Below are 26,332 nucleotides of genomic sequence, written 5' to 3'. Positions count from 1 at the left end.
GTAGGAACGCCTGAAGGCGAGTCACAGAGGATGTCACGAGGTTTCGACGAACTCGTCGCCGAAGCCGAATCCGCCTCCGTCGACGGGTGGGACTTCTCGTGGCTCGACGGACGCGCCACGGAGCAGCGTCCCTCATGGGGATACCAGAGGCTGATGGGTGAGCGCCTCGGCCGCGCCGGCGCCGCATTGGACATCCAGACCGGCGGCGGCGAAGTCCTTGCCGCTGCACCGTCACTCCCGCGGGTGATGGCAGCAACCGAATCCTGGCCACCGAACATCGCCAAGGCCACCGCCCTTCTGCGTCCCCGAGGTGTGGTGGTCGTCGCGGACGCAGACGAGCCGCCGCTACCGTTTGCCTATTCGGCATTCGATCTGGTGACCAGCCGGCACCCCGCGACAGTGTGGTGGTCCGAGATCGCGCGCGTGCTCGAACCAGGGGGAACCTACTTCGCTCAACATGTGGGTCACGCCAGCGTGTTCGAACTGGTCGAGTACTTTCTCGGTCCTCAGCCGCAGGCTCGTCGCGGACGGCACTACGAGGATGAAACTGCCGACGCGATTGCGGCCGGGCTCACCATCGTCGACCTTCGTTTCGAGCGTCTGCGCATGGAATTCTTCGACATCGGCGCCGTTGTCTACTTCTTACGCAAGGTGATCTGGATGGTTCCGGGATTCACCGTGGCGCAGTACCGAGACCGACTCCGCGAACTCGACGCGCAGATCCGTCGCGACGGATCGTTTGTCGCGTACTCGAGTCGATTCCTGATCGAGGCACGCAAGAGCTGAGCGCACCGCGACGGGGCAGCGCATCCCGAACGTGATCGAAGCTGCTAAGTCGACTCGTCGACGTCGCTCCGCGAGCCGATCACAGCGGCGAGGTAGTCGCCGAGTTCACGCTGAAGGTTCGCGTCGAGCGCCCGGGCCAGTGCCGAATGTACCGACGCCACACCGAGTTCACGCATCGTCTGGAGCATCTCGGCTGTTCCGGCAACCTCGTCGCCCTCCGGGAGCCAACCGACCCCGTGCTGATCGACGATGCGATCCTTCGCCGCCTGAATCAGGTCTTTGGCGATCCCGTCCACGGCGTTGTGGAGCTTTTCATGCACATCGACAAGTTGATCGAGAGTAAAACCGTATTCGAGGAGACTCGAAAACCCGCTGAGCAAAGCAGGATCGGTGAAAACGCAGTTCTCTCCTTCTATCTGTACCAGTCCGAGATCTACGAGACGATCCAGTTGACCATCCGCATCGCCCCCGAGAAATTCGCGTACGACGGCCATCTCGATACTCACGGTGTCACTGCGGGACCATGGTTCGGTGACCGCGTGCTGCAGACCCAGCACCTCTGTCAGGTCTTTCCCGGTTTCCCACCCGGTGATGAAGTCGTCGATATGCGCAGTGGTGAAACCTCGTTGAAGAAGTGTGTCGATCAGTTTGAGGCGTTCGAGGTGCGCGTCGCCGTAGATGCCTACCCGCCCCCGCTTCTCCGGTGGAGGAAGCAATCCGCGTTCCTGATATGCCCGTACGTTCCGCGAGGTAGTGCCCGCAGCGCGCGCTAGATCGTCGATGCGGTACTCGGTCACCGCCTCGTCTCCTCTGCCGCGTCGGTCGTCACGATTCCAACTTAGTGGCAACACCAGGCCGATCAGAACCCGGGATCAGGTCTGCGCAGTGTCTTTCTCGCGTACCGTGCTCGTGTAGTCCCGAAGATCCACCGATTTCAATTGGTTCACGTACTGGGTCGCGAAGCCGGGAAACATCGTGGCGTTGAAACCTTCGTCGGTGAGATACCAACTCGAACATCCCGAGTTCCACGTGGTCTTCGACAGCCGACGCTGCAACTCGACGTTGTACGCATCTTCGACATCTTGACGAACGTCGAGCGCCTTGAGGTCGCGCTCGAGGACGATCTTGATCGCTTGGGCGAGATAGTCGAGTTGCGCTTCCATGTACACGAGGGCGGAGCTGTGCCCCGGACCAGAGTTGGGTCCGAAGGTGAAATACAGGTTGGGGTAACCGGATACCGCAATGCTCTTGTACGCGCGCGCCCCGGATTTCCACTCCTGTGCGAGCACACGTCCGTCCCGTCCGATGATCGGGACCGGTGTTCCGGTCTTGCAAACGTCGAAGCCGGTGGCGAACACAATGCAGTCGAATTGATGCTCGATCCCTTCGACCGTGCGAATGCCATGTGGGGCCAATCTCGCGATCGGCCAGGTCACGAGTGTGCAATTGTCCTGCTGGAGAGCCGGGTAATACTCGCTGGTCATCAGCAACCGCTTGCACCCTGCCCGAAAATCGGGAGTGAGTTGTCGCCGCAACCACGGGTCCTTCACCTGCATGCGCAGATGAAGACGCCCGACTGTTTCCACCACCCTCGTCAACGGGGATTCCCAGACCACCCCGAGCGCTACCGATTCGTGTCCCCAGTACCAAGCCCGACGCGCCAGAGTCTGGACGACCGGATGACGACGGTACAGCTCCTTCGTGCGAGGTCGTGTGCGTAGATTTGCTCGCGGCAATGCCCATCCGGGGGTTCGTTGGAAAACCTTCACTGATCGTGCAGTTTTCACGAGTTCCGGGACGATCTGGACTCCACTGGCCCCGGTTCCGATCACTGCGACCCGCTTGTCGGTGAAGTCGTAGTCATGGTCCCAGCGAGCACTGTGAATCTTGTGCCCTTCGTAGCTCTCCAAACCCGGAACAGCAGGAAAGCTGACGTTCGCGAGCGGACCGGACGCCATGACGACTGTCCTGGCAACGACCGCTTCACGGCCCTCGAGCGCGATCGTCCAGACACCGGTCTGCTCGTCCCACTCGATGCCCGTGACGTTGCACCGAAACCGAATCTTCGAATCGAGGCCGAACTCTTTCACCATCGTTCGGATGTAGCCGAGGATCTCCACGCTCGCTGAGTAGGTGTGTGACCAGTCCGGGTTCGGGGCGAAACTGTACGAGTACAGACGGGACGGAATGTCGCACGCAGCGCCCGGATACGTGTTGTCGCGCCACGTCCCGCCGACTTCCATACCCCGTTCGAGAATGACGAAGTCCTCGATACCGTTCTGCTTCAACCGAATCGCCGCTCCGATTCCTGCGAAACCTCCACCGATGATCGCCACTGACAGTGGCTCGGCAGTACTCATGCGAGTGGCTCGTACGTAAGTTCCTTGGCCCAGGTCGGCTCGGAATTGAGCCTGCTGCCGGAAAGTCGGCCAGTGACCTTGACCATCCGATCGGCAAGCAGATGATAGGGATGGTTGCGATTGATGACCATGTTGCCGTGCCACTTCACCACCCGATACATCGGGACGCGGAGCGCGGCCGGACTCCGTTCGCCTACGTTCCTGAACCGCTTCATCGCGGTGTAGAGCCGTTCCTCGTTCACTCCCATGTCAACGATGTTGTCGCGCATCTTGTTCAGCAACGGGATGTAACGAAGTGTCCCGATGATCAACGCCGGATTCATCCAGGCGCCGACGGTTTCGACAACGAGCTTGCGCGTCGTCGAGTGCCCGAGCATCTCGATGACCGCAAAATCCACCGCCAGATGCCTGGACTCGTCTGCGTTGATCTTCTTGAACACGGCCTGACAGACCGGATCCTCGATCTCGTCCATGATGAACTTGACCAGGGCTCCGTCGAGCGCCACCTCGAGCATCGGTATGACGGTCCCGAGAATCGAGAGCGACAAACCGTCGGAATACTTGTCCAGCCAGTCGATGACGAGCTTGACGTTGATGTTGGGCTCGGGCATCTCGTCGCCGTCGAGCATTCCCCACCTACGCATCAGCGCGAGTTCGGCGTTGGCGTGCTTCTGTTCCTCGGCGTGAAAATGCCGATAGATGTCTCGGAGAGTTTCAGTCGGCGCCTTGAGAGCCATCGCAGCGAAGCCACGGGCACCGACGTTCTCGATCCACATCAGGTCCGACATGAACGGTTTCAGCTTCGCGTGAAGCTCTGGACTGATCGTCTCGGCACCGGGAGCATCCCAGTCGATCTCCACCAGAGCCCATTGGCGGTCCTTGATCTTCTGCAGCATTCCGTCGAAATCGAAGGACATGTCACGCTCCTTTCGTGCTCAGCGAGTTCGTATCCGGCACCGCCGAGGCTCCAGATGATCCCGACTTCTGTTTCGGCGCAAAGCGATTGAGAACTCCACAGCCCCACGTGTATGCAACGGGTAGATACCGCTTGAGTCGCCAGATCACCTTCGCATCGAACTGCGGCACCACGTAGAGTCGCCCCTTGTCGTAGGCGTCGAGAGTGGTGACGGCGATGCGCTCCGGCGAAAAGCCGGTTCGCCGCATCAACGTCTGCGCCAATTGTGTTGCTTCCGCGGTGATTCGACCGTCGCGAGCAACATTTGTCTTGACGAAGGTCGGACACAGCACCGTCACCCGCACTCCCGTACCGGCAAGTTCAGCAGACAAGGTCTCCGAGAGCGACATCACGGCCGCTTTGCCGACGTTGTAGGGCGCCATCAGCGGCGCAGCCGCAAACCCAGCGGCCGAGGCCACGTTGATGAATCCCCCGGCGCCGCTCGCACGCAGTTGTGGAGCGAATATCTCACAGCCGTGCACGACACCCCACAGATTGATCCCGAGTGCCCACTCCCAATCCTCGAAACCGATCTCACCCACCGGTTTCCCACCGATACCGACCCCGGCATTGTTGATCACCAGCGAAAGCGGTCCCGCAAGTTCGAGTTCCGCGAACAACGCCAGGTCCTGAACCTGCTCACGAATCGACACATCGCATTGGACGGCGTGTGCGGTACCACCGATCTCGTCGATGAGTGCCACAGTTTCCTTGGCTCGCTCCAGCGAGATATCCGCGCAGATCACCTCACCGCCTCGGCGCGCCAACTCCAACGAAAAGGCCCGGCCGATTCCGCTGCCGGCGCCGGTCACCACTGCGCGGGCATTGTGGGACAACGTCGATCCGCGGTTCTTGGTCGGCTTCTTGGTTGACACTGGTCGGCTCACCGCGAAGTCGCTTCGACTGCTGTGTGTTTCTCCATCTACAAAGAGTCATCCACAACCGTGCCAGTTGTCAATGGCCTAGAATTCGATGGCGGAATGCGCGCCGGTCTAATAAGTACCCGAACTGCTCGAATGAAGTCTTTTGTCGACCGGCCGTGACCCCTAAGCGGGGTGCGCGGACTTCCAGTGCTCGGCGATGTCGATGCGCCGCGCGACCCAGACCTTTTCGTGCGACTGCACGTGGTCCAGGAATCGTTCGAGAGCGGCAGCACGGGCGGGGCGGCCGACTATGCGGCAGTGCAACCCCACCGAGAGCATCTTCGGCGATCCGGCCGTCCCCTCCGCATACAGCACGTCGAAGGCGTCACGAAGGTGCGCAAAGAACTGATCGCCGCTGGGAAATCCTGCTGGAGAGGCGAAACGCATGTCATTGGTATCGAGCGTGTACGGAACGACCAGGTGCTTCACCGAATCTGCGCCACGCGGCACGTCGACCCAGTACGGCAGATCATCTGCGTAAGAATCGGAGTCGTAGACGAAGCCGCCGTGCTCGACCACCAGTTCGCGAGTGTTCGGTGAATCGCGTCCGGTGTACCAACCGAGGGGCGTCGAACCCGTCAGATCTCGCAGGATCTGGACTGCCTCGGCCATGTCTGCGCGTTCGCGTTCGATGCCCACGGATTGGTAAGACTTCCACCGCAACCCGTGGCACGCGATCTCGTGACCCAATTCCTGAAAAGCACTGACAGCTTCCGGATTACGCTGCATCGCGCGCGCCACCGCAAAAACTGTGAGAGGCAGGTTCCGTCGCTCGAAGGTTCGCAGTACACGCCACAACCCGGCCCGGGAGCCGTACTCGTACAGCGATTCCATACTCATGTGGCGATTCGGAAATGCTTCTGCCGGAGTCATTTCCGACAGAAATGTCTCCGAAGCCGCGTCCCCGTCCAGGACGTTGTTCTCAGCTCCCTCTTCGTAATTGAGGACGAACTGAACAGCTATCCGCGCGTCGCCGGGCCAGTGCGGGTGCGGCGGATGAGGCCCGTATCCCACCATGTCCCGGGGATACGCGTCCCGGGGATAGTTCTCACGCGGATAGTCGCTCATGCCAACAACTTTACCGTCAGCGCCCGGAAATCACAGCTCGAGCAGCGTCGGTCAATACGCCGAAGACTCTCAGTCGCGCGAGGCCACCATCCGGGAAGATGTCCAGACGGACATCGGTGACCGGGACTTCGGATTCGATCGGAAAGCGATGACGCGTATCCGGACGCAGCGTCGTGCGCGGCAACAGTTCGATCCACTCCCCTTCCGTCGTTCGGCCGGCCAAAGCGCCCTCACCCGGACTGTTTCCGAGGAAATACGAGGTGTCGATCTCGAGGAAGCTCAGCACTCCTTCACCCGCGAGTTGTACTTGTACCCAGTCATTTCCGTCATCGCGGCGTCTGGCGGTCTCCCACCCGTCACCCATCGAAGCAGCGCGTCCGGGAAACAGGATGTTCTGCGGTGAGCTGTAGAACATGTTGGAGCAATCGGTCACGCGGCCACCGTTTTCGAGTGCTGCGAGGTCCAACGGACCGGCGTCGAGGAAGCGTGGGTCCGGCCGCGCTTCACCGTGAACACGGAATCTCGCCACGCCGCCGTCCGGGTAGATGGTCAGCTTGACGTGTGTCCACCGCTCCGCCGACGCCACCGAGAACGGATTCTCCGAGTCTCCCTGCACGGTCGAGCGCTCGACGATGGTTGTCCACTCGCCGGAGCCGGCGAGGTCGAGGGGATCCGGATACCCGTCGACGGAGATTGCCTCCACCGAGATCTCGGGAGGGTAATTGCCCTTGAACCAAGCGGTGTCGACGACGACGCCGCGCACCACTCCGGGAACACCGAGGCGCACGATAGCCTCGTCATGACCTGCCGCGCGGCGACGACGCGTCTCCCAACCGTCGTACACCTGCCCCTTGTGCCCGAACGTCGCGGGCTGGTAGCCGGCCTTGCCTGGCCGGATCAGGGCCTCACGCTCGGCGAATGCCTCGTCGTTGGCCCAGATGACGGCTCCGCCGAGGGTGCGCAGTGCCAGGTCGGGCAGCAAGGTGAATTCGGTGGTGCTCATCGGTCAGTGTTCTCCTGTGATCGGTGTGGTGCGTCCTACGAGATGGCGGAGTGCGTCGGTGTCGGCGCTCGGCGCGAGCCGGAGAACCTCTGATTCGGGGTAGGCCCCCGCGTCGAGCCCGCGCAGAACCACCGCCGCCAGAGCCTGTGCCGTTGCGGGTTCGTCCATCACATCGCCACCTTGGCGCCCCAGGTACGACTCGATGCGCGGAGCGGCGGCACCGAGCGCGTTGCGGTAGAAACCGAAGGTGGCGAGCCAGCGGGTGACCAGGTGCCCGGGGTGCATGTCCCAGCCCTGGTAGTAACCGCGTTCCAGGGATCGTGTGACGAGCCCATGGTGCCGAGTGATCGCGTCGCGGATTGCCGTGGCACTCCCGACTGGCGCGACCTGAGTGGACCCGTCGCACACCCACACGCCGGTCTGCGCGGCAGCAGCCAACATGACAGCCTTTGCGTGATCTGCCACCGGATGTTCGAGCGACTGATGACGCGATGCAATTCCGCACGCCGCACTGTAATCGTAAGTGCCGTAATGCAAACCGGTCAGACGACCGGCACCGCGGTGGATAGCCGGAGCAACAGCCACCGTTCCGTCGGCAGCGATGACTGCCTGCGGGCTCTCGATCTGCAACTCGAACCGAAGCGAACCCGGCTCGAGTCCGTGAGCCTTCTCCAGTTCTTCACAGAGCATCACCGTCGCCGTGACCTGCTCCACCGCGCGCAGTTTGGGGACGGTGAAGACAAATCCGTCCGGCACTCCGCCGGCCGCGTCGAGCACCAACTCGAGCGTCCTGATCGAGCGCCGACGCTCACTGGCCGGCAGCCCCTTGAACCTGATGCCGCCCCAGTTCGGCCCGGCAGGATCAGCGCTGAGCGCTGCAAGTGTCCGCCCGGCCGACGTCGCTGCAGCGTCTTCTTCCTCGTCGCTGCGGCGTCCGTATCCGTCCTCGAAATCTATTCGAAAGTCTTGGACCGGCTTGCGGCCGAGTTGAACTCGCACATCGGCGAGTGCATACTCGGTGTCGAGATCGGCGAACACATGCGCGTGAGAATCGAGAAGCGCAATCGCCTGCTCACCCCAGAGACGAGGAGTGTCGACGGTTGCATCAGCGGCACTGACGTAAATCGTGTGCACTGGCTGGATCTCGTCACGGTTTCCCGGGTACTGCGCCGCGAGCCGCTCGTCCACCGGGTCCAGAAGTTCGTCCAGACGATCATGGACGGCGGCGGAGAGTCGGGATTCTGTCATCGGACGATCTTCTCAGAACCTCCGCGAACCCGCAGGTTCTCACGCCGCCGTCGCAGTCCGGGTCAGCGACCCCCGACGAAGGGGACGTTGACGAAGCTCGGCCGGTCCGCAGCCAACTCGATGTGCTGCGGCTTGAGTTGACTGTCGGCGAGCATCGGCCCGAGGGCCAGGTAACGCGGCACGCTGGCAGCGTAGACGTCGACGCGAAGTCGGTGCCCCGGTTGCAGCACTGCGTCCGTCGGGAGCATGTTTATGTCGACGGTGGTGACCTCACCGGGAACAACCGGCTGACGCGTGTCGATCGTCAGAAAGTGGTGCGGTTCACTGTAGTCACCGTTGGCCGAGCGGGTGCTCTTGGAATCGTCGACCGCCCGGAGCGACGCGGTCAGTGCGCCGTTCGTGATCGGCGTCGAGGTTCCGTCCGGCGCTACGTCGTTGACCGTCGCTCCCCAGAATCCGTCCGTCGCGTCCAGGACCGTCTCGAGATGGACGTTGATCGGGCCCGAGAGAGTGGTCGGCTCGGTCACTGCCTCGCCGGTGAACGTGAGACCCTCCGCTTCCTGGAATCGGGAATCCTTGGAACACGACGCACCGAGCACCACGGAAATACCGGCAGTGCCTTGGGTTCCGTCACCGGAGCAGAAGCCTCGCAGTCCGGGTGCGACTGTCAATCGCGCTGCGGCACTGGGCGGGTCATCGGTCAGGGAACCGTCGTACGCCGCGTGAGCGGCAGTACCGCTGGGCGCGGAGTTCAGATACATACGTTCGTAGCTCGCACCTGCGCGCGGGAACTGATCGTCCGTGATCCATCCGCCACCTTGCTGGAACATTGTCACCGGACCGTATCGATCGATTCCGTTGTCGATGCCCTTGAGCCACTTGTCGAACCACGCACGTTCGAGCACGTCGAGGCGCGGCGGCGCACCGTCCTTGCCGAACCCACCGCCGGGAGTGACGTGATAGCCGTTCCCCATGATCAACTGCTTCTGTCCGGGCGGCAGATCTATTCCGTTGTAGATCCGCGGCTCACTGTTGGCGAAGATGTCGTGCCACCCGCCGTAGACCATCGTCGGAACAGTGATGTTTCCGACGTCAGCGGATCGGTCCTGATAGAACTGACCGTCTTGCGCGACTTGCAGAGTCGACGGTGACACGTCCTCGATTCTCTGAGCCGTCATCGCTTGCACCAGTTCGGGAATCAGCGTTCCCGGATCCTCGAGGCGGCTCGCCAACCACAGGGGATCGAAGTTTCCTTGCAGGATGTCCTGAACATTCGGGACAAGTTTGAGCCCGTTGACCGCGGCCAACCACAACGGCATGAACCCGACGCCGAGGCCGCCACCGGTTCCGACGATGTCACGCAGCAGATCGTTGCCCGGTTCGACCGGGAAGATCGCCTTCAGTGCGGGTGGATTGTTGCTCGCCGCCTGCACCGAGTTGATCGCGGAGTAGGAGATGCCCGCCATCCCCACTTTCCCGTCGGACCACCCCTGCTTGCTCATCCAGTCGATGACCTCGACCGAATCCTGTTGCTCACGCTTGCCGAGCACGTCCCAATTACCTTGGGAGAAGCCGGTTCCACGTGCGTCGACCACAACCTGTGTATATCCGTTCTGGACCAGATCACGGTTGACGCCGAGCACCCTGGCACCTCCGCCGGCGATGACGCCCGTCAACTCCGACACTCCGTCGAACGGCGCCGCAAGGTCGAGCGAGTTCGCCACGTCCATCAACGTCTCTCCGACCTGCGGGATCGAGAGAGCTGAATCCACCAGCGTGTCCAGCAGTTTCGTGTACGGCGTGATGTTGAGGACCGAAGGCGTCCTCGATTCCACGGCCCGCCCGGATGCATCCGCCGGTCGGTACACATTCGCTTGCAGAACTGTGCCGTCACTCATCGTGATGGGCACGTCCCACTCGATGGAGACCCCCGGATACTGCGGAGTCGCCTCCGTTGCCGCGAGCCAGGCCTGCCCGTCCGACCCTCCCGTCGGATCCGCAGAAGCGACGGCGCTCGGCACCGTCAATCCCACGACGCACAGCCCCACCGCAATCGTTGTCGACCTTCGACGTAGAAGTCGTGTCCTCACGAAAACCCCAATTTTCTGTTGTGATGACCCAGCCCTGCCCCCACGACAGTGACCGGTGTCACGAACTTACCGGATAGTAACTTCCGTCCCATATGTCGTCAATAGGTCTGAATGCCGACCGGACGGCTAGCTTTGAAGATGTGTCACGATCACCCCTTCCCGTCCGCGACGGCCTGAACCCCAGTCGCATCCGTCAGCCCGACGACGGCATGTGGGCGACGACGCTCGACTACCTGCTCGAACGGTTTCCCCAGGATGCCGTCCGCCTGCGGGAGAAAGTCGCAGCCGGGGAGGTCGTCGACGAGAAGGGCGTCGGAATCACCGAGACGAGCGCTTACGCTCCCCGGCGATTCGTCTACCTGTACCGCGACCCTCCCGTCGAAACGCGGGTGCCGTTCGAGATCGACATCCTCTATCGGGACGAGAACATCCTTGTCGTGGACAAGCCGCACTTTCTCGCGAGCACCCCGCGCGGCCGATACATCGCCGAATCGGCGTTGGTCCGCTTGCGTCGGGACCTCGATCTACCGGAGCTGAGTCCAGCTCATCGCCTCGACCGCGTTACGGCGGGACTGCTGCTGTTCACCGTGCATCAGGCGGCCCGGCGCGACTACCAGACCATGTTCGCCGAGCGCCGCGTCGCCAAGGAGTACGAGGCCATCGCGCGTTACGACGCTCAGGTGAACACCCCCGTAGTCGTGCGCAGTCGCATCGTGAAAGAACGCGGGGTACTCAAGGCCGAGGAGATCGAGGGGGAGCCCAACAGCGAGTCGCGAATCGAACTGATCGAGACGCGGGACGGCTTCGCGCGGTACCGATTGCTCCCCCATACCGGCAAGACTCATCAACTTCGCCTGCACATGACCTCGCTCGGGCTACCGATCCACGGCGACAACTTCTATCCCGACTTCTACGACGTTGCCGCAGAGGATTATTCGAATCCGCTGCGCCTGTTGTCGAAGGTTCTCGAGTTCGAGGATCCGACTACCGGCCGCCTGCAACGGTTCGAAAGTAGGCGGACCCTGTCCTGGCCGGACGAATCAGCCCATGGCGACTCGCCGTAGGAACCCCGGACCCTTCCACTGTGCGTCCGATACCGGGAGGATGGAAGCGCAGACCGCACCGCAAGAGGAGACCAGATGAGCAAGACCGCTGACGTACCCGAAGCCGTACGGGAGATCGAGCGTAAGTACGAGGCGCCGGCCGAGCAGGAAGTTCCCGCACTGGGCGGGCTTCCCGGTGTTGTCGGCGAACCGGTCCACGACTCGATACAGCTCTCTGCCACCTACTTCGACACCGCCGACTACCGGTTGCTCGCCGAGAAGATCACGCTGCGCAAGCGTGAAGGCGGCGATGACGCGGGATGGCACATGAAACTTCCCGCAGGCCAGGACACTCGAACCGAAATTCAGCTTCCACCGGACGAGAGCACCGATGTGCCCTCGCCGCTGTCGAGTCTGATCCGCGCGATCATCCGCGGTCACGATCTGGTGCCGGTCGCCCTGATCATCACCGATCGGGAGCGCACCAGGCTCAACGGCGAAAACGGTGTGCTGCTTGCCGAAGTCGTCTCCGACACCGTCATCGCTTGCAAGGCAGACGGTTCCGGAGAGTCGACGTGGCAAGAAGTCGAGGTCGAACAAGGTGCAGGCGGACAAGACCTCGCCGACGCCATCGAGTCGGTTCTACTGGACGCCGGACTCGAGCGTTCTGCGAGTCCGTCCAAACTCAAACGAGCACTGGGTACTTCGGTCACGCCGTACGTCGGCCACGAGGTCACCACGGGCAAAGCGTCGAACCCGCGGATTCTGTTGCGCAATTATCTCATCGAACAACAGCGCGCACTGGTCGCGGCGGATCTGGGGACGCGCCGGGCCGACGACGAAGCCGTTCACGATTTCCGGGTCGCAGCACGTCGCATCCGAAGCGCTCTCCAGTCGTACGCCGGCCACTCCCCCAAGACCGACGATCTCATCACGGATCTGCGATGGATCGGTGGAAAGTTCGGCGACGCCCGCGACGTCGAGGTCCAGTGGGAGCGTCTTGTGGAACGCCTCGGCGAAATCGACGAGATGCCCGAACGAGAAGCTGTGCGAGCTCGAATCGACGAGTTCTTCTCGGCACGCGGTGAAACCGCACAGGAAACTGCCCTCGAAGCGCTCGATTCCGAGCGATACACCACGCTGCTCGATCGTCTCGACGAGTACGTCGGCGACCTCGAGTTCGACACAGTCGCGCACCGCGTGGGAAAGAAGGCGTCGGCACGAGAATTGGCTCATACCCTGCGCCACCTGGCACACAAGGTGGGTAAGCGAGTCGATCACGTCTTCGACTCCGATACCCGCACCGATCGTGACGAGCGCATGCACTGCGCCCGCAAGGGAGCCAAGCGGATGAAGTACGCGATCGAGGTCATGGAACCCGTGTCGAAGAGTCGAGCCAAGCGCGCCTTGAAGCATTTCAGCCACTTCCAGGACGTTCTCGGTGAGCATCAGGATTCCGTTGTAGCCCAACATCATCTGCTCGAAATTGCCGCAGAGCAGGAACACACTTCATTGACCAGCTTTGGATTGGGCATGGCCTATCGGCGGGAATTGGAAATCGCCGACGGGCAATCAACCCTGCTGCGCAAGACGTGGAAGGAAGCCGTGAAGTCGGCGTCGTCACTCTGGTGACTTCGCTGTAACCAGTCGACCGATCTCGATCATTTCAGAGGGAGTAGACATGAACACACTTGCAGGACACCAGGATGTCGTCGCCGGCATCGACGGATCCGAGGCCTCCACGGCCGCGGCCCGGTGGGCCGCCTCGATCGCCAACGCGGTGAATTCACGACTGATTCTGGCGCACGCCCTGCCGCAAGAGGGTCCGATCTACAGTCCCGCTGCAGTGATGTTGCAGTCGCAGTTCCTCAGCCAGATCCGCGAAGACGGCGAAGCGATCGTCGAAGCCGCCGCCACAGTGATTTCGGCCGAATTCCCGGAACTGACCATCGAATCCGAGATCGCGCCAGGGCCGGCGTCGACGCACATCCTCGAATCCTCGGGTACCGCACGCCTGATCGTGATGGGGTCGACCGGATCGGGCGCACTGCGCTCACGGCTGCTCGGGTCGACGGCTCTGAAGGTGGCCAATCATGCAACCTGTCCGGTCACCGTGTGGCGCGGTTCGGCACAGAATCCCGGTCCGGATCAGCGTCCCGTCATCGTCGGAGTCGACGGAAGCGCGTTGAGCAAGAAGGCCGTCGAGTACGCGTTTCGTTATGCCGATCAGTTCGACGCACCGCTCATCGCAGTTCACACCTGGCAGGGTTCGTCCACCTTCCGCGAAGGCGGAGCGGGAATTCTGATCGACTGGGAGGCCGTCGAACAGGAGGAATCGGCACTGCTGGCCGAGAATCTCGCGGGCATGGCCGACCAGTACCCCGACGTGCCGGTCACCCGCATCAGTGAACCCGGTGCCGCTGCCCCGGTCATGCTCAAATACGCCGACGACGCGCAGTTGATAGTTGTCGGAAGTCACGGCCGCAGTGCGATGGCCGGCGCCGTAATGGGATCGACCAGCCAGAATCTGCTGCACCATGCGCCAGGGCCGGTCATGATCTGTCGTGCCTGAATTGCTGTGCGCCTTTATTAACCGCGGGGGGTTAACAAAGGCGCACAGCAGGGGTCAGGCGAGGCCCGTGCCTACCAACTGACCTACCCCGTACGTCACTGCCATCGCGAGCGCGCCGCCGATCACCACGCGCAGCACCGCTCTGGTCTTGCGGGCTCCGCCGAGCGTCGCGCTGATCGTTCCGGTAAGCGCAAGTGCGATCAGCACCGCGAAAAATGCGATAGGGACACGGATACCCGTCGGCGGCACCAGAATTGCGACCAGCGGGATCGCCGCGCCGATCGTGAACGAGATTGCCGACGAAATCGCCGCATGCCACGGATTGGTGAGATCTTCTGGATCGATACCCAATTCGACTTCTACGTGTGCCGCGAACGCGTCGTGCTCGGTCAATTCTTCGGCGACGCGTCGAGCCGTCTCCGGACTCAATCCCTTGTTCTCGTAGATCTCGGTCAGTTCCTGGAGTTCAGCCTCCGGGGTCTCGAGGAGTTCCTTCTTCTCCTTCTGCAGGAGCGCGCGTTCGGTATCCCGCTGGGCGCTGACCGAGACGTACTCGCCCAACGCCATCGATACAGCGCCGGCGACCAGACCTGCAAAACCAGCCGTGAAGATCGCGGAACGCTCGGTTGTCGCTGCCGCAACACCGACCACGAGGCCTGCGGTCGAGACGATTCCGTCGTTTGCACCCAGAACACCGGCACGCAGCCAGTTCAGGCGATTGTTCAAACTCGGTGCGTGAGGTTCCGAGGCATGGGGTTCTGGTTCCCCTTCCGGCGCCCCATCGGTCAACTGCACACTGTCTCCGGACATGGCATCAGATTAGGGCGATCAGTCCGGTTGCGATAGCAATCTGAGCCTGTCCTTCGCGCAGTGATATATTCCGAACGCAATCCCAACCAAGCATTTGCTAGGTTACGTATCGGCATACCACTGGAGGCACTGTGAGCGCAGCACGCACCGCTTTTGTCAGCGGCGGAACCGGCGGAATCGGGTCGGCGATCGCCTTGGCCCTCGCCGAACGCGGACACGACGTCGCCTTCACCTACCGAAACAACAAGGACGCCGCCGAGAAACTGAGCGCGCAGATTCGAACCCATGGAGTGCGCGCCCACTCGTACCCTCTCGACCTCACCGACGAGTTGTCGATCAGCGCCGCCGTGAGCGACGCGGTCAGTGATCTGGGCGGATTGACGACGCTGGTCCACGCTGCCGGACCGCACGTCCCGATGACGCACCTCTCACGCGTGACGCCGGCGTTCTTCACCGAACAACTGAACCAGGAAGCCGCAGCGTTCTTCACCCTCGTTCACACCGCTCTGCCTTCGCTGCGTGCATCTTCAGGTTCGGTGGTAGCAGTGACGACCGCGGCAACGGATCGTTTTCCCGTGCGCGACGGGCTCTCCGCAGGTACCAAAGGGGCTGTCGAACAACTTGTTCGCGGATTCGCCGCAGAAGAAGGGCGCTACGGCGTCCGGTTCAACTCCGTGGGCCCCGGCATGTTGACCGACGGAATGGCCGAGCGGCTGATCAACTCGGCCGAACTCGATCAGAGCGCACTCGACGTGACCATGAGCCGAATCCCGTTGAAGCGCTTCGGATCGGCAACCGACATCGCTGAAGCCGTATGTTTTCTCGCAAGCGATGCCGCCGGATTCATCAGCGGCCAGAAGCTCAACGTCGACGGCGGCTACACCGTGTGAGGACTATCCGCCCAACTTGCGAAAGACCAGGCGCACTGCAAGTTCGAGATGCGCCATCACTTCGTCCGTCGTCATCCGGCCGGCAACCCACGAGACGAGACTCGACATCCAGACGTCGTCGATGACCTTCACCGCGTCCATCTGCTGTTGCGAGACTTCCTCGACGCCGATCGCCTTCGCGAACATCTCGGTCACGACCCCACCGAGCGCATTGAGTTCCGGAGTCGCCGACGCGTCCGCGAACATGTACGCCCGAACCAACGCTTCGTAACGGAGGTGATCGGTCTCGAGGACCTCCGTATTCTTGCGCAGCACAAACAGAATCCGGTCCGACGGAGTCTCACCCGGGATTACAAAGTCCTGGAATCTGTCACGCAAACCCTCGAACATCCACAACAATGCGACAACGAGCATGTGGTTCTTGGACGGGAAATACCGGTAAACAGTGCCGATCGCGACGCCGGCGCGATCGGCGACCGATCGCATCTGCACCGCGTCGTAGCCGCCTTCGGAGGCGGATTCCATTGCGGCGTCGACAATCCGGCGAAAACGTGCTCGCTGCGACGGCGTCGTACGACGTCCGGTCACCGAGCTACGTTCGACCACCGACTGGTCTGCCTTGTCGCCACCTGCCATGTCCACAACCCTTATTAGACGTCGTTTTGCCGACTCCCAATGTAGTCGCCCACCGCAATTGTCGGGTGGATGACTGCCCGCTTCCGAATTGCCCGCCAGTGGAACTGGCCCAGATCAGGAAGCGCGCCGGGGTCGATCGGAGCGGCCGCGTCTGCGTGGATCTTCCGACCAGTCACGCGACGGTGCGCGTCGGCCCGGAGCTGGAGCCCGGCGCCTGTCGGGTTGCGGCGCGCGTCGTTCCGGTCTGCGTTGCCCAGTTGGAGCAGGTTGGGCGCGGCGAGCGGGCGGCCTACGTCGATCAGGCTGTGGTTTCTTGGCAATGCCGAACCGAGGCTTGCCGAAGACCAGCGGGATCCAGCCGCGACCGCTGCTCTCGGACGAGGCGACCGCCTCCGGTTCACGGAAGGCTGCATGAGCGATCAGCCCGAACATCAGCAGGGTGGTGATCATCGACGTTCCGCCCGCCGAGATGAGCGGCAATTGCAGACCGGTCACCGGAATCAGGCCCACCACGTAAGCAATGTTGATGAACGCCTGGACGACGATCAACGTCGTTGCCGTAGCCGTCATGACTTTGAGGAACGGATCGGTGGACCGCTTGGCGATCCGCAATCCGACGATCAGTACCGCCGCAAAGAGAGCTACGACAATCAGGGCGCCGACCAAACCCAACTCTTCACCGATCACGGCAAAAATGAAGTCGTTGTGTGCCTGCGGCAGGTAACTCCATTTGGCGTCGGACTGTCCTAGACCGCGACCGAAAATGCCGCCGTTGGCCAATGCGTACTTGGCCTGAGTGCTCTGGAAGTTCAACCCCTGCGGGTCGAGGTCGGGATTCAGGAATGCCTTGATGCGATCCGATCGGTAACCAGCAGTAAGCCCGAGCACGAGAAACGCGACGGCAGAACCGAGTGTGAGGCTGATGAACGTCTTCATCCGGAACAGTCCGAACCACAGCACCGACATGAAGATGATGCCGATCGTGATGGTGGTTCCGAGGTCCTTCTCCAACACCACCAGGACCAGAACGAGCAGCGTCGTACCGCCGATCACCGGCAATGCGCGGTTGACATCCATCCGTGCGTTCATGAACGACGCAACTGTCGCAGCCGACCAGATCGCCAGAGCAAGTTTGGCCAGCTCCGAAGGCTGGAATGAAATGCCCGCGATCACGAACCAGCTGCGAGCACCCATCTGTTCGGAACCGATACCTGGAATCAGCACCAGGACAAGCAGAACAAGACACAGGATCAGCAGCCACGGCGAAGCTCTGCGCATCGTTTCGGTCGGTAAGCGCACGACCGCCACGAACATCACGAGACCGATCGCTGCGAACATGCACTGCGGCCAGAATCTGGCGTACGACGTCCCGGACAGAACGTAGGACTCGACGCCCGAAGACGAGAGCACCATCAGTAGTCCGAATGCGACGATCAGCACGACCAGACCGACGATCATGTGGAAATCGAACAGTGGCCGATTCGTCCACATCGCCGTTCGAGCGCGAAAGGGCGTCGATGTGCGGTCACGTTTGTCCGACGATCCGCGGGGTGAGTTAACTGGCTCTCCACTCCCGCGACCGTTGGGCTTGTCTTCACTGCGACCGGTCACCACACAAGTATCGTCCCACGACTCCTAACCCATGGGTAACACAAGTCCCATGAGTCACACGGGCTCGGCCTCCCGAGGTCCATGTAGACCCACGAAATACCAGGTCACGTCCTTCGCCGGCGTCGGTCTGCCACCGCTCCCGCCAACGAGAGCGTCAACATGACCACGCAGACGGCAAGCGCGATCCCGAACGCACGTCCGTATCCGTCGGGCGACGATCCGAGTACACCGAGATACAACCCCGATACCGCGGCCAGCGAGATGGTCGCTGACAGGCGCTGAGACAGTTGAAGGAAACCCGCCGCAACACCGTTCGCGCCCGGCGGTGCATATTCGAGAGTCAGCACCCGATTGGGCGCGTCGACCAAACCGCTGGCAACTCCCGACAACACCGCCAGGACCACCAGCACCGGGATCAGATGTTCCCGCGGAATCAGATTGACCGCTGCGATGTACCCGAGGATGACAAGGATCTCCCCGACTATCGCAACAACGACCGCACCTCGGCCGAACCTGGCAACCAGCCGCCACCCGAAGGCCGACGTCAATGCCATCGCGAGTGAGCTACCGGTCATGATCAACGCCGCACTCAGCGGGGCAAAGCCCAACCCTTCGATCAGATAGAGGCTGAGTACCGCGTTGACGGCGAGGATGGATCCGAACCAGAAAAGCGCAACCGTCGTACCGAGTCGAAATCCCCGCGAGGCGATCAACGACGGAAGTAGCACGGGCGTACCTCCGCGGACGGCATACCGACGTTCCCAGAACCAGAAGGCGACAGCAGCGCCGAAAGCACCGATCAGGAAAGCCGCGGCCACCGTGACACTCGTTCGGGTCACGATGGGCCACAACAGGAGCCCGGTCGTAGCCGCCAGCAGGCACAACCCCACCGGATCTATCGACGCGCCGGATCGGGTGGTTCGATCACGGCGCAGAAAGCGAAACGCCAGAAGCAGTGTGACCACGGCAAACGGCACGTTGAGGATCAGGAGCAGCCGCCACCCGAAGTCAGGATCGGAATACTTCAGCAGAACACCACCGAGGATCGGTCCGGAAACGCCGGCCAGACCACCCGCGGTGCTGTACGCGCCCAACGCCTTCGCCCGCGCCTTTCCGGACACCCGGTCAGTGATGATGCCAAGCACTTGCGAACTGATGGTGCCTGCACCGATCCCCTGTCCCAGCCGAGCCAAAACGATCATCGACGGGTCCGACGCACACGCTCCGAGGATTCCCATCACCGCGAAAATGCTGAGCCCGACCAAGAACAAGCGTCGACGCCCGACGACGTCACCGAGTCGGCCCGCCGGCACCAGGGCCAAGCCGAAAGTCAGCGAATAGCTCGCGAGGATCCACTGCACCTCGGAGGTCGACGCGCCCAGCGACGCCCGGATGGACGGGACCCCGATTCCGAGCACCGCCGAATCGAGAAGGGTGGTGAAACCCGCCGCTACGCAGACGACGATCTCCCAGCGCACGGCCGAATCGAGCTTGGTGGATTCGGCCGCCGCTGTGACTGTGTGGGACAGGACCCGTTACCCCGCAGCTTCGTGGGGAGCCCGACGCGTGAGTGGCGGTCGCAACCCCAGGTGCTCTCGCAGCGTCGACGTGGAGTACTCGGTGCGGTACGCCCCACGCTCCTGCAGTTCCGGGATCAACCAGTCGACGATCTCGTCGAGTCCGGTCGGCACCAGGTACGGCGAGATGTTGAAGCCGTCCGAGGCCCCGTTGCGCACCCAATGCACCAACTGGTCGGCGACCTGCCCGGGAGTGCCCGCAAAACCCGAACGCTGCGAAGTTTCGATGGCGACCTGACGCAGGGACAGATTCTTTGCCTCCGCGAGAGCGCGCCATTCACGCGCAATTGCAATGGGGTCGCTACCGTCCCGCGCTGAACCGCGCGTCTCCGAGACCGGGCGAGCAACCGGATCTTCTTCGGGGAGTGGACCGTCCGGGTCTCGATCGGAAAGATCCTTACCCCACACCAGACCGACGAGAGAGAGTGCGGTTTGGCCGGTGAACTGACCTTCGAGGACCCACCGAGCCTTCTCCTCCACCTCGGACTCGTTCTCCGCCAACACGATCTGCGTGCTCGGCAAGATCTTGACGTCGTCTTCGGGTCGCCCGGCTTTACTCAACCGAGCCCGAATGTCCTCGGCGAAGTCGAGAGCGCCGTCGAAATGTGTCCCGTGTCGCGAGAAGATGACATCGGCATGCGTCGCCGCGAAATCGCGTCCACTCGGCGAATCACCCGCTTGGAAGATGACCGGATGCCCCTGGCGGCTTCGGGGAAGCGTCGGCGTCACGGAGATGTCGAACTGCGAAGTCTGCCTGTGCACCTCGCCGACGGCTCCCGGATTCGACCAGTTCTCGGACGTCCGAGAGACCGAGATCGCGTCGTCGGCCCACGAATCCCACAGTGCCCGCGCAGTTTCGATGAACTGCCCGGCACGCTCGTAGCGTAGGGCGTGGTCGAGGAAACCACCGCGACGGAAGTTTTCTCCCGTCCACGCGTTGTCGGTGGTCACCGCATTCCAGCCGGCCCGTCCGTCGGAAAGTAGATCGAGGCCGGAGAGTCGACGAGCAAGGTCAGCAGGTTCGTTGTACGTGGTGTTCTGCGTCGCGACCAACCCGATCTTGTCGGTGATACCGGCGAGTGCGGCCAACTGCGCTATTGCATCCGGGCGGCCGGCGATATCCAGATCGAGAATCTTGCCGTTCTGTTCACGAAGCCGCAGGCCCTCACCGAGGAAGAATGCGTCGAACAGACCTCGCTCGGCGGTGAGTACCAATCGCCGAAAAGTCTCGAAGTCGATCTGGGATCCACTGGCGGAATCGGACCAGATGGTGGTGTGGTTGACCCCTTGGAAGAAGACGCCGAAGTGAACGTGAGCGTCGGGTCGAGGCACGGCGGAGCGTGATGCAGTCATAGCCGAAATATCCTTAGCACGAAGTCAAGTCAGGAAGAGTGGGCGAATCGATTTGCGGGCCGCTGCAGCCCGAGGTTGCCCCTCAGCGTCGAGCCCGGAACGGGGCGCCGCGTCAACCCGGCCTTGGACAACCCCGGAAGCACGAACTTGGCCAGCACAGGGAGGTCCTCGTCGATCACGAGAGCGTGGAAATGAACACCGTCGAGGTGCCCGGCCAACTCTTTCAGAACTGCGGCCGCCTCCCCCGGATCTGCAGCCAGGAGCAGTCGACCACTATCGACGGCTTTCCCGTGCGAGTTCAGCTCGGTCAGTCGCTGCGCCGCAGACAGATTCGGCGTATCGAAAGCCACATCGACCTCGGCGACCACCAATGACGCGCCCTCATCGCGCGCCTTGGCAGCCGACTGTGCGATGGCCTCCACCGAATCACCTGACACGAGAACAACATCCGCCTGGTGTGGTTCGATGGCGCCGTAGCGGCCGAAGACCACCAACTGGCCTTGCGGCGGCCGCGGAACGATGGCCGGCCCCTTCACCGAGAACGAGTCGCCCTCGAAATTGACGTAATGCAAACGATCACGCTCGAGGAACCGTCCACTGAGATAGTCACGGACGACGGCGTCGTCCTCCCACGAGTCCCAGAGATCAGTCACGACGGTAACCGAATCCCGCTGCTCCTGCCGACGCGCCGACTCCGTTACCACCGGAGCTCTCCCCCACGCCCTCGCCGCAGCGTCGTCCTCGACCGGAACGGCAAGCCAGCCGCCGCGCCCGCGGGAGGAGTAGTCGAGCGTCGCCAATTGCGAAGAGGTATGGAATGGTTCGGCGTACGTGGTCCCGACGACGGGGACCAGCCCGATCGTGCTGGTCGTCGCCGCCACGTACGCCGCCCTCGAGACAGCGTCGATACGACCGACTACGTCACCGCTCGGAGGAAGGATGGAATCGTCGAACGTCGCGAACGTGAAGCCCGCATTCTCGGCAGCCGAGACGCGATCGCGCACGGTCTTACCCGTGAGCAGCTGGTCCGGGCGGTGCGAGCTTCGGCGCCAGGCAGCGGGGTGCGTACCCTCGCCGTCCAGTTCGATACCCACGGCAAATACAGTCATGTGTCCTCCATCGGTCCTGGCGGTAGCACCCACACTGCGGTTAGGTAGCGGGTTGCTGCGGCATCATCGAGCCAGGTCTCTCAGCCACTCTGGATGGTGGATGCAATCTATGTCGACCACGACAGGCAAGTCAAATTCGATCATTCGAATTACCTTGACTAGCAACATATTTCAAAATAATCACGATGATCGAAAGGGTTGCGTGTTCACGCTATCGAGCTGGGCACGACAAAACCCCGCCCGACTCACGTCGGACGGGGCTCTCGGGTTGCGCGTAAGGCTATTCAGCGCCCATCCATGCCTGGTCGAACAACATGATGCCCGTTGCGGTCGGAACCACACCATGCACGTTCTTCTGCCAAGCCCAGAAAGCGGCCAATCCACCGACCGGAGCCGACGGAACCGTTTCGTTCCACAAGGTCTGGATCTTGCTGATCACGGCCAGCGCCGACGCGTTGTCCTTCGTCTGCTGCAGATCAGCGATCAACTGATCCATAGCGGGGTTGGCGTAACCCGCGGTGTTGGACTTCGAGGTGCTGTTGGTGGTCGAGTACAGACCGAGATCGGGAATCGACTCGTACAGACCGATACCGGCGTGAGCGAGGTCGAAATCATTCTTGACGTAGACGTTCTGAACGATGTCGCCGGCATTGTTCGCAAGAATGAGGTTCACCTCGAACCCGACGGCCTGAAGCAGAGACTGCACAGCCAAACCGATCGCATGGTCCTTCGGCTCGCTGAGCACGATGTAGTTGAGCGTGCCGTTGTATCCGTCGGCCTTGGCCTGGCTCAGAAGCTCCTTGGCCTTGGCGGGGTCGTACGCGATCCCCGGGGTGTCTACATGCCACTGTGACGTCGTGCCGAACAGCTCCGAACCCGGGAGTCCTTCACCGTTTTCGGCGCGCTGGTCGATCAGCTCCGGATCCAGTGCATAACCGATAGCCTGGCGGACACGAACATCCGAACCCGGACGGCCCGCACGGTTGTTGATGATCTCCGCACTGCCGGCGTTGAGTACGTCGATGTAACCGGGATAGCCGGCGGACTTGGCTGAGTTGATCGCCGACGTCAGACCACGAATGTAGGCAACGTCCAACTGACCGCTGTTCAGCGATTCGAGATTGGCCTGCGGGCCGTTGAGCGCAACCATCCGAAGCTGTTCGAGCTTGGGAGCACCACCGTAGTAGGCGGGGTTGGCCTTGAAGATTCGCTCGACGCCCGGGCTGAACACGCCTTCGGTGAACGGTCCGGCACCAACCGCGGCGAACTTGTCACCTTGCTGCGAACTGGGAGCGACGATCATTCCGTGGCCGAGGGCCAGCATCGACGGAAAACGCATCCAGGGCGTACTCAGATTGAAGACCACGGTAGTGGCATCCGAAGCTTTCATCGAGGCGACCGATGCCAGCCACAGTTCTGCGCCGTTGCCCTTACCTGCGTTGTACCGATCAATACTCGCGATCACCGCGTTGGCATCGAGCGCAGTGCCGTCGCTGAACTTCACACCGTCGCGAAGTTTCAGCGTCCAGATGGCTCCGTCGTCAGCTGTCTCGAGCGATTCAGCCAACTTGGGCTCGAACTCGCCGCTCGCAGTGTCGTAACTCATCAGGACGTCGTACACAGCAGCGAAGGCCTCACCGCCGGAACCGCCGCGTGCGGCAGTCTTGGTCGGGTCGAGAGAGGGAACGAGCACCTGCACGCCGTAGGTCATCGCCCCGCCGGCGACAGCGCTCCCTGGATCGGACTGCTCGTTGACCATGCCGGTCACGATGTCTCCCGACGCGGCCGTCGTGTCGGTACCGCTGTCGTCATTGCTGCTCGCGCAGCCCACCAACAGGACACCGGCACCGAGCAGCGCCACGGCGACACGGCCGACTTTCCCGATACGCCGAGATCTCGAGTTCGACACGGAGATTCCACCTCACTTCCAGTAGACGCGGCCAGGAATCGGCCGCAACCAGCTAATAGTGAAGTTCTTGGCGGAGTGACGCGCAGCACGCTCCCGGTGACCGGAAATTCATCTGAACGGACGAATCCGGCCACGCACGAGTCGGAAACGCCCACTCTTGCCGAGGCAGGTCAGACCTCATCTCAACCGTGAGCAAACTCATACTTTTCATGCAACAAGTATTGCAGAAGACACTCCATGCAGCTAGCGTTGCCGACGATATTCCCGTCGATTGGAGGAATTTTGACCGAATTACCCGTTACACACGCAGTCTCGAATGAGGACGATTTGCTGCTCCGCCTCGATCGACTCAAGCCCGGGCGCCCTCATCGCAAGCTGATGGTGATGGGTGGACTCGGCTACACTTTCGATGCTTTCGACGGCGCGTTCATGTCATATGCGCTTTCAGCGCTGATCGTGATTTGGCACATTCCGAAAAGCACGGCGGGATGGCTGCTGTCGTCGATTTTCGCCGGCTACCTGGTGGGCGCTCTGGTGGCCGGCGTTTTGGCGGACCGCTTCGGCCGTCGGCGAATGATGCTCACCGCGCTCCTGGTGTTCTGTTTTTGCAGTCTCTTGATAGGGACTTCGACGACGGTTCCCGAACTGTTTGTCTGGCGGATGCTCGCCGGCGTGGGACTCGGCGCTGAGGCCACCTTGATCGCGCCGTATATCTCCGAGTTTCTGCCGGCTCGCGTCCGTGGCCGATTCGTCGCCCGCACCATCAGTTTCCTTGCGCTCGGGTACATATTGGCGGGAATACTGGCGCCAGTGGTGATCGCACCCCACCCCGAAACCGGTTGGCGGATCGCGGCAGTGATCGCAGCACTGCCCGTAGTCTTGCTTCTCTGGTGGCGGCGCAGCATGCCCGAGTCACCCAGGTACCTCCTCTCACGTGGGCGGGTCGCCGAAGCCACCGCGATAATCGAGGATTTCGAACGAAAATGTGAGGTCGATCCCGAGGCTCTCACTGAAACCGCGCCGACCCAGACGAGTGCACCACCGCAGTCCAACGTCAGTGCCGGGGGCGTGTTTGCGCCGTTGACGAAATTGTGGGCCGGGCCATTGGCACGCACGACGCTGATGTTGTGGCTGTTGTGGTTCGCTCTGACGGGCGCCCACTACGGATTCTCCACCTGGCTGCCAACGCTGCTTGTGACGGACAAAGGATTCACAATCACCAAGTCGTTCCTGTTCACCTTGGTGGTCGGGATCGCGCAGATCCCCGGCTACTTCGTCGCGCAATTGCTCATCGATCGGCTGGAACGCAAATGGTTGATCGCCGGTTACGTGTTAGGTGCAACCGGCTCCGCCTTGCTGGTGGCGTTGTCCGACAGCGAAGTGATGCTGCTTATCGGTGCAGCGTTGCTCGCCGCATTCTTGAACGGAGTCGCTGCCGTCTACTACACCTACACCGCCGAGCTCTACCCGACTTCGATCCGCGTGACGGGCATGGGCGCGGCGTCCGCAGTCGGGCGAATAGGTGCCATCGTCACACCAATCATAATCGGTTACCTGTCCGCGGCTGGGGTCAGTTTTGCGCAGATCTTCCTCGGCCTCGTCGCATTACTGGCCACCGCGATCGCTGTTGTGGTGGTTTTGGGACAGAAAACGTCGGGTCGCGCCCTGTCCTGAGACGGTGAAGATTCCTACCACGTCACCGATTTCCAGAGCGGTCGATCGATACGTCGCCAGGATTCGAAGTGCCGAGCTTCCCGGCGGTTCGCACCGTTCTGTCATCACAACTCAGAGACCATTGTGGGCAGACCGATGAGGGGCATGCCTTACATATCGCTCAGCGGTGGATGCGGACGGACATGAAGACGCGGCCAAGTAGGCGCTTTCACCGAAAGGGTCTGAACTACAAGGTTTTACACCAATTTCCTCGATGAGAGCATCCCCTGACAGCATCGGATTCTCATGCCACGCCATGATTGAGGTTTGGACTTCGCGACGGGTAGCTGTAAGCGCCGGAACAATGCTTACAGCTACCCGTTGCAGCATTCCCAGCCGGTTCGGGTCGGAGAATAGTTACCTCTGGAAGGAAAACAATCACTGAACGAGAAAAGGCTCCGACATCATGTCAAGACACATGATGTCGGAGCCTTTTCTCAAAAGATCATGGTGGCCAGGGCCGGGATCGAACCGGCGACCTTCCGCTTTTCAGGCGGACGCTCGTACCAACTGAGCTACCTGGCCGGACGGCACCCGAACCGAATGCCTATCGCATTGCGTTGTTCTCAATCAAGAGACTGAGAACAACGCTTTGCGACCCTGACGGGACTCGAACCCGCGACCTCCGCCGTGACAGGGCGGCGCGCTAACCAACTGCGCCACAGGGCCTTGCTTT

At 61.9% G+C, this 26,332-nt stretch carries 21 protein-coding genes, 2 tRNA genes and 1 riboswitch; of the genes, 6 read left to right on the top strand and 17 right to left on the bottom strand.

Annotation, left to right across the window (positions count from 1 at the left end; genetic code table 11):
* Positions 1-30: 30 nt before the first annotated feature.
* Complete coding sequence (locus tag ACFQ6H_RS23985) at positions 31-786, top strand: methyltransferase domain-containing protein (protein ID WP_378649023.1); 756 nt, start codon at positions 31-33, stop codon at positions 784-786.
* Positions 787-830: 44 nt separating this feature from the next.
* Here the strand turns inward: ACFQ6H_RS23985 and ACFQ6H_RS23980 are convergent, their stop codons facing one another.
* From ACFQ6H_RS23980 to ACFQ6H_RS23945, 8 genes are all read right to left on the bottom strand, one after another.
* Entirely contained in the window at positions 831-1,583 is a 753-nt protein-coding gene (locus ACFQ6H_RS23980) for a MerR family transcriptional regulator (protein WP_378649021.1), read from the bottom strand.
* A 75-nt stretch (positions 1,584-1,658) separates the two neighbouring features.
* Entirely contained in the window at positions 1,659-3,146 is a 1,488-nt protein-coding gene (locus ACFQ6H_RS23975) for a flavin-containing monooxygenase (protein ID WP_378649019.1), read from the bottom strand.
* Positions 3,143-4,063: a ferritin-like domain-containing protein gene (locus tag ACFQ6H_RS23970; RefSeq protein WP_378649018.1), complete on the bottom strand. Its 921-nt coding sequence runs from the start codon at positions 4,061-4,063 to the stop codon at positions 3,143-3,145. Before ACFQ6H_RS23970 ends, ACFQ6H_RS23975 begins: the two co-directional genes overlap by 4 nt.
* A 1-nt stretch (position 4,064) precedes the next feature.
* On the bottom strand, positions 4,065-4,976 hold the full coding sequence (locus ACFQ6H_RS23965; protein ID WP_378649016.1) for an SDR family NAD(P)-dependent oxidoreductase: 912 nt from the start codon (positions 4,974-4,976) through the stop codon (positions 4,065-4,067).
* A 171-nt stretch (positions 4,977-5,147) separates the two neighbouring features.
* Positions 5,148-6,092, bottom strand: coding sequence for an allantoinase PuuE (puuE, locus tag ACFQ6H_RS23960; protein WP_378649014.1), 945 nt, complete (start codon positions 6,090-6,092; stop codon positions 5,148-5,150).
* Positions 6,093-6,108: 16 nt separating this feature from the next.
* Positions 6,109-7,095, bottom strand: coding sequence for an allantoicase (gene alc, locus ACFQ6H_RS23955; protein WP_378649012.1), 987 nt, complete (start codon positions 7,093-7,095; stop codon positions 6,109-6,111).
* A 3-nt stretch (positions 7,096-7,098) separates the two neighbouring features.
* The gene (locus tag ACFQ6H_RS23950) at positions 7,099-8,343 is read right to left on the bottom strand and encodes a DUF6986 family protein (RefSeq protein WP_378649010.1); all 1,245 of its coding nucleotides are present in this window, start codon (positions 8,341-8,343) and stop codon (positions 7,099-7,101) included.
* Positions 8,344-8,405: 62 nt separating this feature from the next.
* Entirely contained in the window at positions 8,406-10,433 is a 2,028-nt protein-coding gene (locus ACFQ6H_RS23945) for a CocE/NonD family hydrolase (RefSeq protein ID WP_378649008.1), read from the bottom strand.
* A gap of 140 nt (positions 10,434-10,573) precedes the next feature.
* On the opposite strand from ACFQ6H_RS23945, the gene ACFQ6H_RS23940 reads away from it, so the two are divergent.
* From ACFQ6H_RS23940 to ACFQ6H_RS23930, 3 genes are all read left to right on the top strand, one after another.
* Positions 10,574-11,497, top strand: a complete 924-nt coding sequence (locus ACFQ6H_RS23940; RefSeq protein WP_378649006.1) for a pseudouridine synthase — start codon at positions 10,574-10,576, stop codon at positions 11,495-11,497.
* Between the two features lie 75 nt (positions 11,498-11,572).
* Positions 11,573-13,108 carry a CYTH and CHAD domain-containing protein gene (locus tag ACFQ6H_RS23935; protein WP_378649004.1) on the top strand — a complete coding sequence of 512 codons (1,536 nt, stop codon included), beginning with the start codon at positions 11,573-11,575 and terminating at the stop codon, positions 13,106-13,108.
* Between the two features lie 49 nt (positions 13,109-13,157).
* On the top strand, positions 13,158-14,048 hold the full coding sequence (locus tag ACFQ6H_RS23930) for a universal stress protein (RefSeq protein ID WP_378631425.1): 891 nt from the start codon (positions 13,158-13,160) through the stop codon (positions 14,046-14,048).
* 54 nt (positions 14,049-14,102) lie between these two features.
* Here ACFQ6H_RS23930 and ACFQ6H_RS23925 read toward each other — a convergent pair whose 3' ends face one another.
* A complete protein-coding gene (locus ACFQ6H_RS23925; RefSeq protein WP_378532048.1) occupies positions 14,103-14,858 on the bottom strand; it encodes a VIT family protein in 756 nt (251 codons plus the stop codon).
* A gap of 131 nt (positions 14,859-14,989) precedes the next feature.
* On the opposite strand from ACFQ6H_RS23925, the gene ACFQ6H_RS23920 reads away from it, so the two are divergent.
* Positions 14,990-15,748, top strand: a complete 759-nt coding sequence (locus ACFQ6H_RS23920; RefSeq protein ID WP_378532046.1) for an SDR family NAD(P)-dependent oxidoreductase — start codon at positions 14,990-14,992, stop codon at positions 15,746-15,748.
* 3 nt (positions 15,749-15,751) lie between these two features.
* On the opposite strand, the gene ACFQ6H_RS23915 is transcribed toward ACFQ6H_RS23920, so the two are convergent.
* The 6 genes from ACFQ6H_RS23915 to ACFQ6H_RS23890 all read right to left on the bottom strand — a co-directional run bounded on the left by ACFQ6H_RS23915 (position 15,752) and on the right by ACFQ6H_RS23890 (position 23,943).
* On the bottom strand, positions 15,752-16,384 hold the full coding sequence (locus ACFQ6H_RS23915) for a TetR family transcriptional regulator (protein WP_019745059.1): 633 nt from the start codon (positions 16,382-16,384) through the stop codon (positions 15,752-15,754).
* 114 nt (positions 16,385-16,498) lie between these two features.
* Positions 16,499-17,875 (bottom strand): putative lipid II flippase FtsW, encoded by a 1,377-nt coding sequence (gene ftsW, locus ACFQ6H_RS23910; RefSeq protein WP_378532757.1) that lies wholly within the window; start codon positions 17,873-17,875, stop codon positions 16,499-16,501.
* A 224-nt stretch (positions 17,876-18,099) separates the two neighbouring features.
* Positions 18,100-19,473 (bottom strand): MFS transporter, encoded by a 1,374-nt coding sequence (locus ACFQ6H_RS23905; protein ID WP_378649002.1) that lies wholly within the window; start codon positions 19,471-19,473, stop codon positions 18,100-18,102.
* Between the two features lie 57 nt (positions 19,474-19,530).
* Positions 19,531-20,925: an NtaA/DmoA family FMN-dependent monooxygenase gene (locus tag ACFQ6H_RS23900; RefSeq protein WP_378649000.1), complete on the bottom strand. Its 1,395-nt coding sequence runs from the start codon at positions 20,923-20,925 to the stop codon at positions 19,531-19,533.
* A 29-nt stretch (positions 20,926-20,954) separates the two neighbouring features.
* On the bottom strand, positions 20,955-22,034 hold the full coding sequence (locus tag ACFQ6H_RS23895) for an LLM class flavin-dependent oxidoreductase (protein ID WP_378648998.1): 1,080 nt from the start codon (positions 22,032-22,034) through the stop codon (positions 20,955-20,957).
* A 4-nt stretch (positions 22,035-22,038) separates the two neighbouring features.
* Positions 22,039-22,134: riboswitch (SAM riboswitch) on the bottom strand.
* A 180-nt stretch (positions 22,135-22,314) separates the two neighbouring features.
* A complete protein-coding gene (locus tag ACFQ6H_RS23890) occupies positions 22,315-23,943 on the bottom strand; it encodes an ABC transporter substrate-binding protein (RefSeq protein ID WP_378648996.1) in 1,629 nt (542 codons plus the stop codon).
* A gap of 282 nt (positions 23,944-24,225) precedes the next feature.
* Here ACFQ6H_RS23890 and ACFQ6H_RS23885 point away from each other — a divergent pair, with 282 nt between their 5' ends.
* The gene (locus ACFQ6H_RS23885) at positions 24,226-25,617 is read left to right on the top strand and encodes an MFS transporter (RefSeq protein WP_378648994.1); all 1,392 of its coding nucleotides are present in this window, start codon (positions 24,226-24,228) and stop codon (positions 25,615-25,617) included.
* Positions 25,618-26,104: 487 nt separating this feature from the next.
* On the opposite strand, the gene ACFQ6H_RS23880 is transcribed toward ACFQ6H_RS23885, so the two are convergent.
* Together ACFQ6H_RS23880 and ACFQ6H_RS23875 are read right to left on the bottom strand one after the other, a co-directional pair.
* A tRNA-Phe gene (locus ACFQ6H_RS23880) sits at positions 26,105-26,181 on the bottom strand.
* A 70-nt stretch (positions 26,182-26,251) separates the two neighbouring features.
* Positions 26,252-26,325, bottom strand: a tRNA-Asp gene (locus tag ACFQ6H_RS23875).
* Positions 26,326-26,332: the final 7 nt, after the last annotated feature.

Source organism: Rhodococcus sp. NPDC056506 (genome assembly GCF_042794945.1).
Taxonomy (GTDB): domain Bacteria; phylum Actinomycetota; class Actinomycetes; order Mycobacteriales; family Mycobacteriaceae; genus Rhodococcus_F.
Note: the sequence above shows the minus strand (reverse complement) of the source record. Positions and strands in the feature narration are given on the sequence as shown.

Excerpts from the sequence above, each read along its gene's own strand:
- ACFQ6H_RS23930 (WP_378631425.1), top strand. The coding sequence starts at position 13,158 with ATGAACACACTTGCAGGACACCAGGATGTCGTCGCCGGCATCGACGGA.
- ACFQ6H_RS23915 (WP_019745059.1), bottom strand. The coding sequence starts at position 16,384 with ATGGCAGGTGGCGACAAGGCAGACCAGTCGGTGGTCGAACGTAGCTCG.
- ACFQ6H_RS23895 (WP_378648998.1), bottom strand. The coding sequence starts at position 22,034 with ATGACTGTATTTGCCGTGGGTATCGAACTGGACGGCGAGGGTACGCAC.
- ACFQ6H_RS23900 (WP_378649000.1), bottom strand. The coding sequence starts at position 20,925 with ATGACTGCATCACGCTCCGCCGTGCCTCGACCCGACGCTCACGTTCAC.
- ACFQ6H_RS23950 (WP_378649010.1), bottom strand. The coding sequence starts at position 8,343 with ATGACAGAATCCCGACTCTCCGCCGCCGTCCATGATCGTCTGGACGAA.
- alc (WP_378649012.1), bottom strand. The coding sequence starts at position 7,095 with ATGAGCACCACCGAATTCACCTTGCTGCCCGACCTGGCACTGCGCACC.
- ACFQ6H_RS23970 (WP_378649018.1), bottom strand. The coding sequence starts at position 4,063 with ATGTCCTTCGATTTCGACGGAATGCTGCAGAAGATCAAGGACCGCCAA.
- puuE (WP_378649014.1), bottom strand. The coding sequence starts at position 6,092 with ATGAGCGACTATCCGCGTGAGAACTATCCCCGGGACGCGTATCCCCGG.
- ACFQ6H_RS23925 (WP_378532048.1), bottom strand. The coding sequence starts at position 14,858 with ATGTCCGGAGACAGTGTGCAGTTGACCGATGGGGCGCCGGAAGGGGAA.
- ACFQ6H_RS23935 (WP_378649004.1), top strand. The coding sequence starts at position 11,573 with ATGAGCAAGACCGCTGACGTACCCGAAGCCGTACGGGAGATCGAGCGT.
- ftsW (WP_378532757.1), bottom strand. The coding sequence starts at position 17,875 with ATGTGGACGAATCGGCCACTGTTCGATTTCCACATGATCGTCGGTCTG.
- ACFQ6H_RS23975 (WP_378649019.1), bottom strand. The coding sequence starts at position 3,146 with ATGAGTACTGCCGAGCCACTGTCAGTGGCGATCATCGGTGGAGGTTTC.
- ACFQ6H_RS23985 (WP_378649023.1), top strand. The coding sequence starts at position 31 with ATGTCACGAGGTTTCGACGAACTCGTCGCCGAAGCCGAATCCGCCTCC.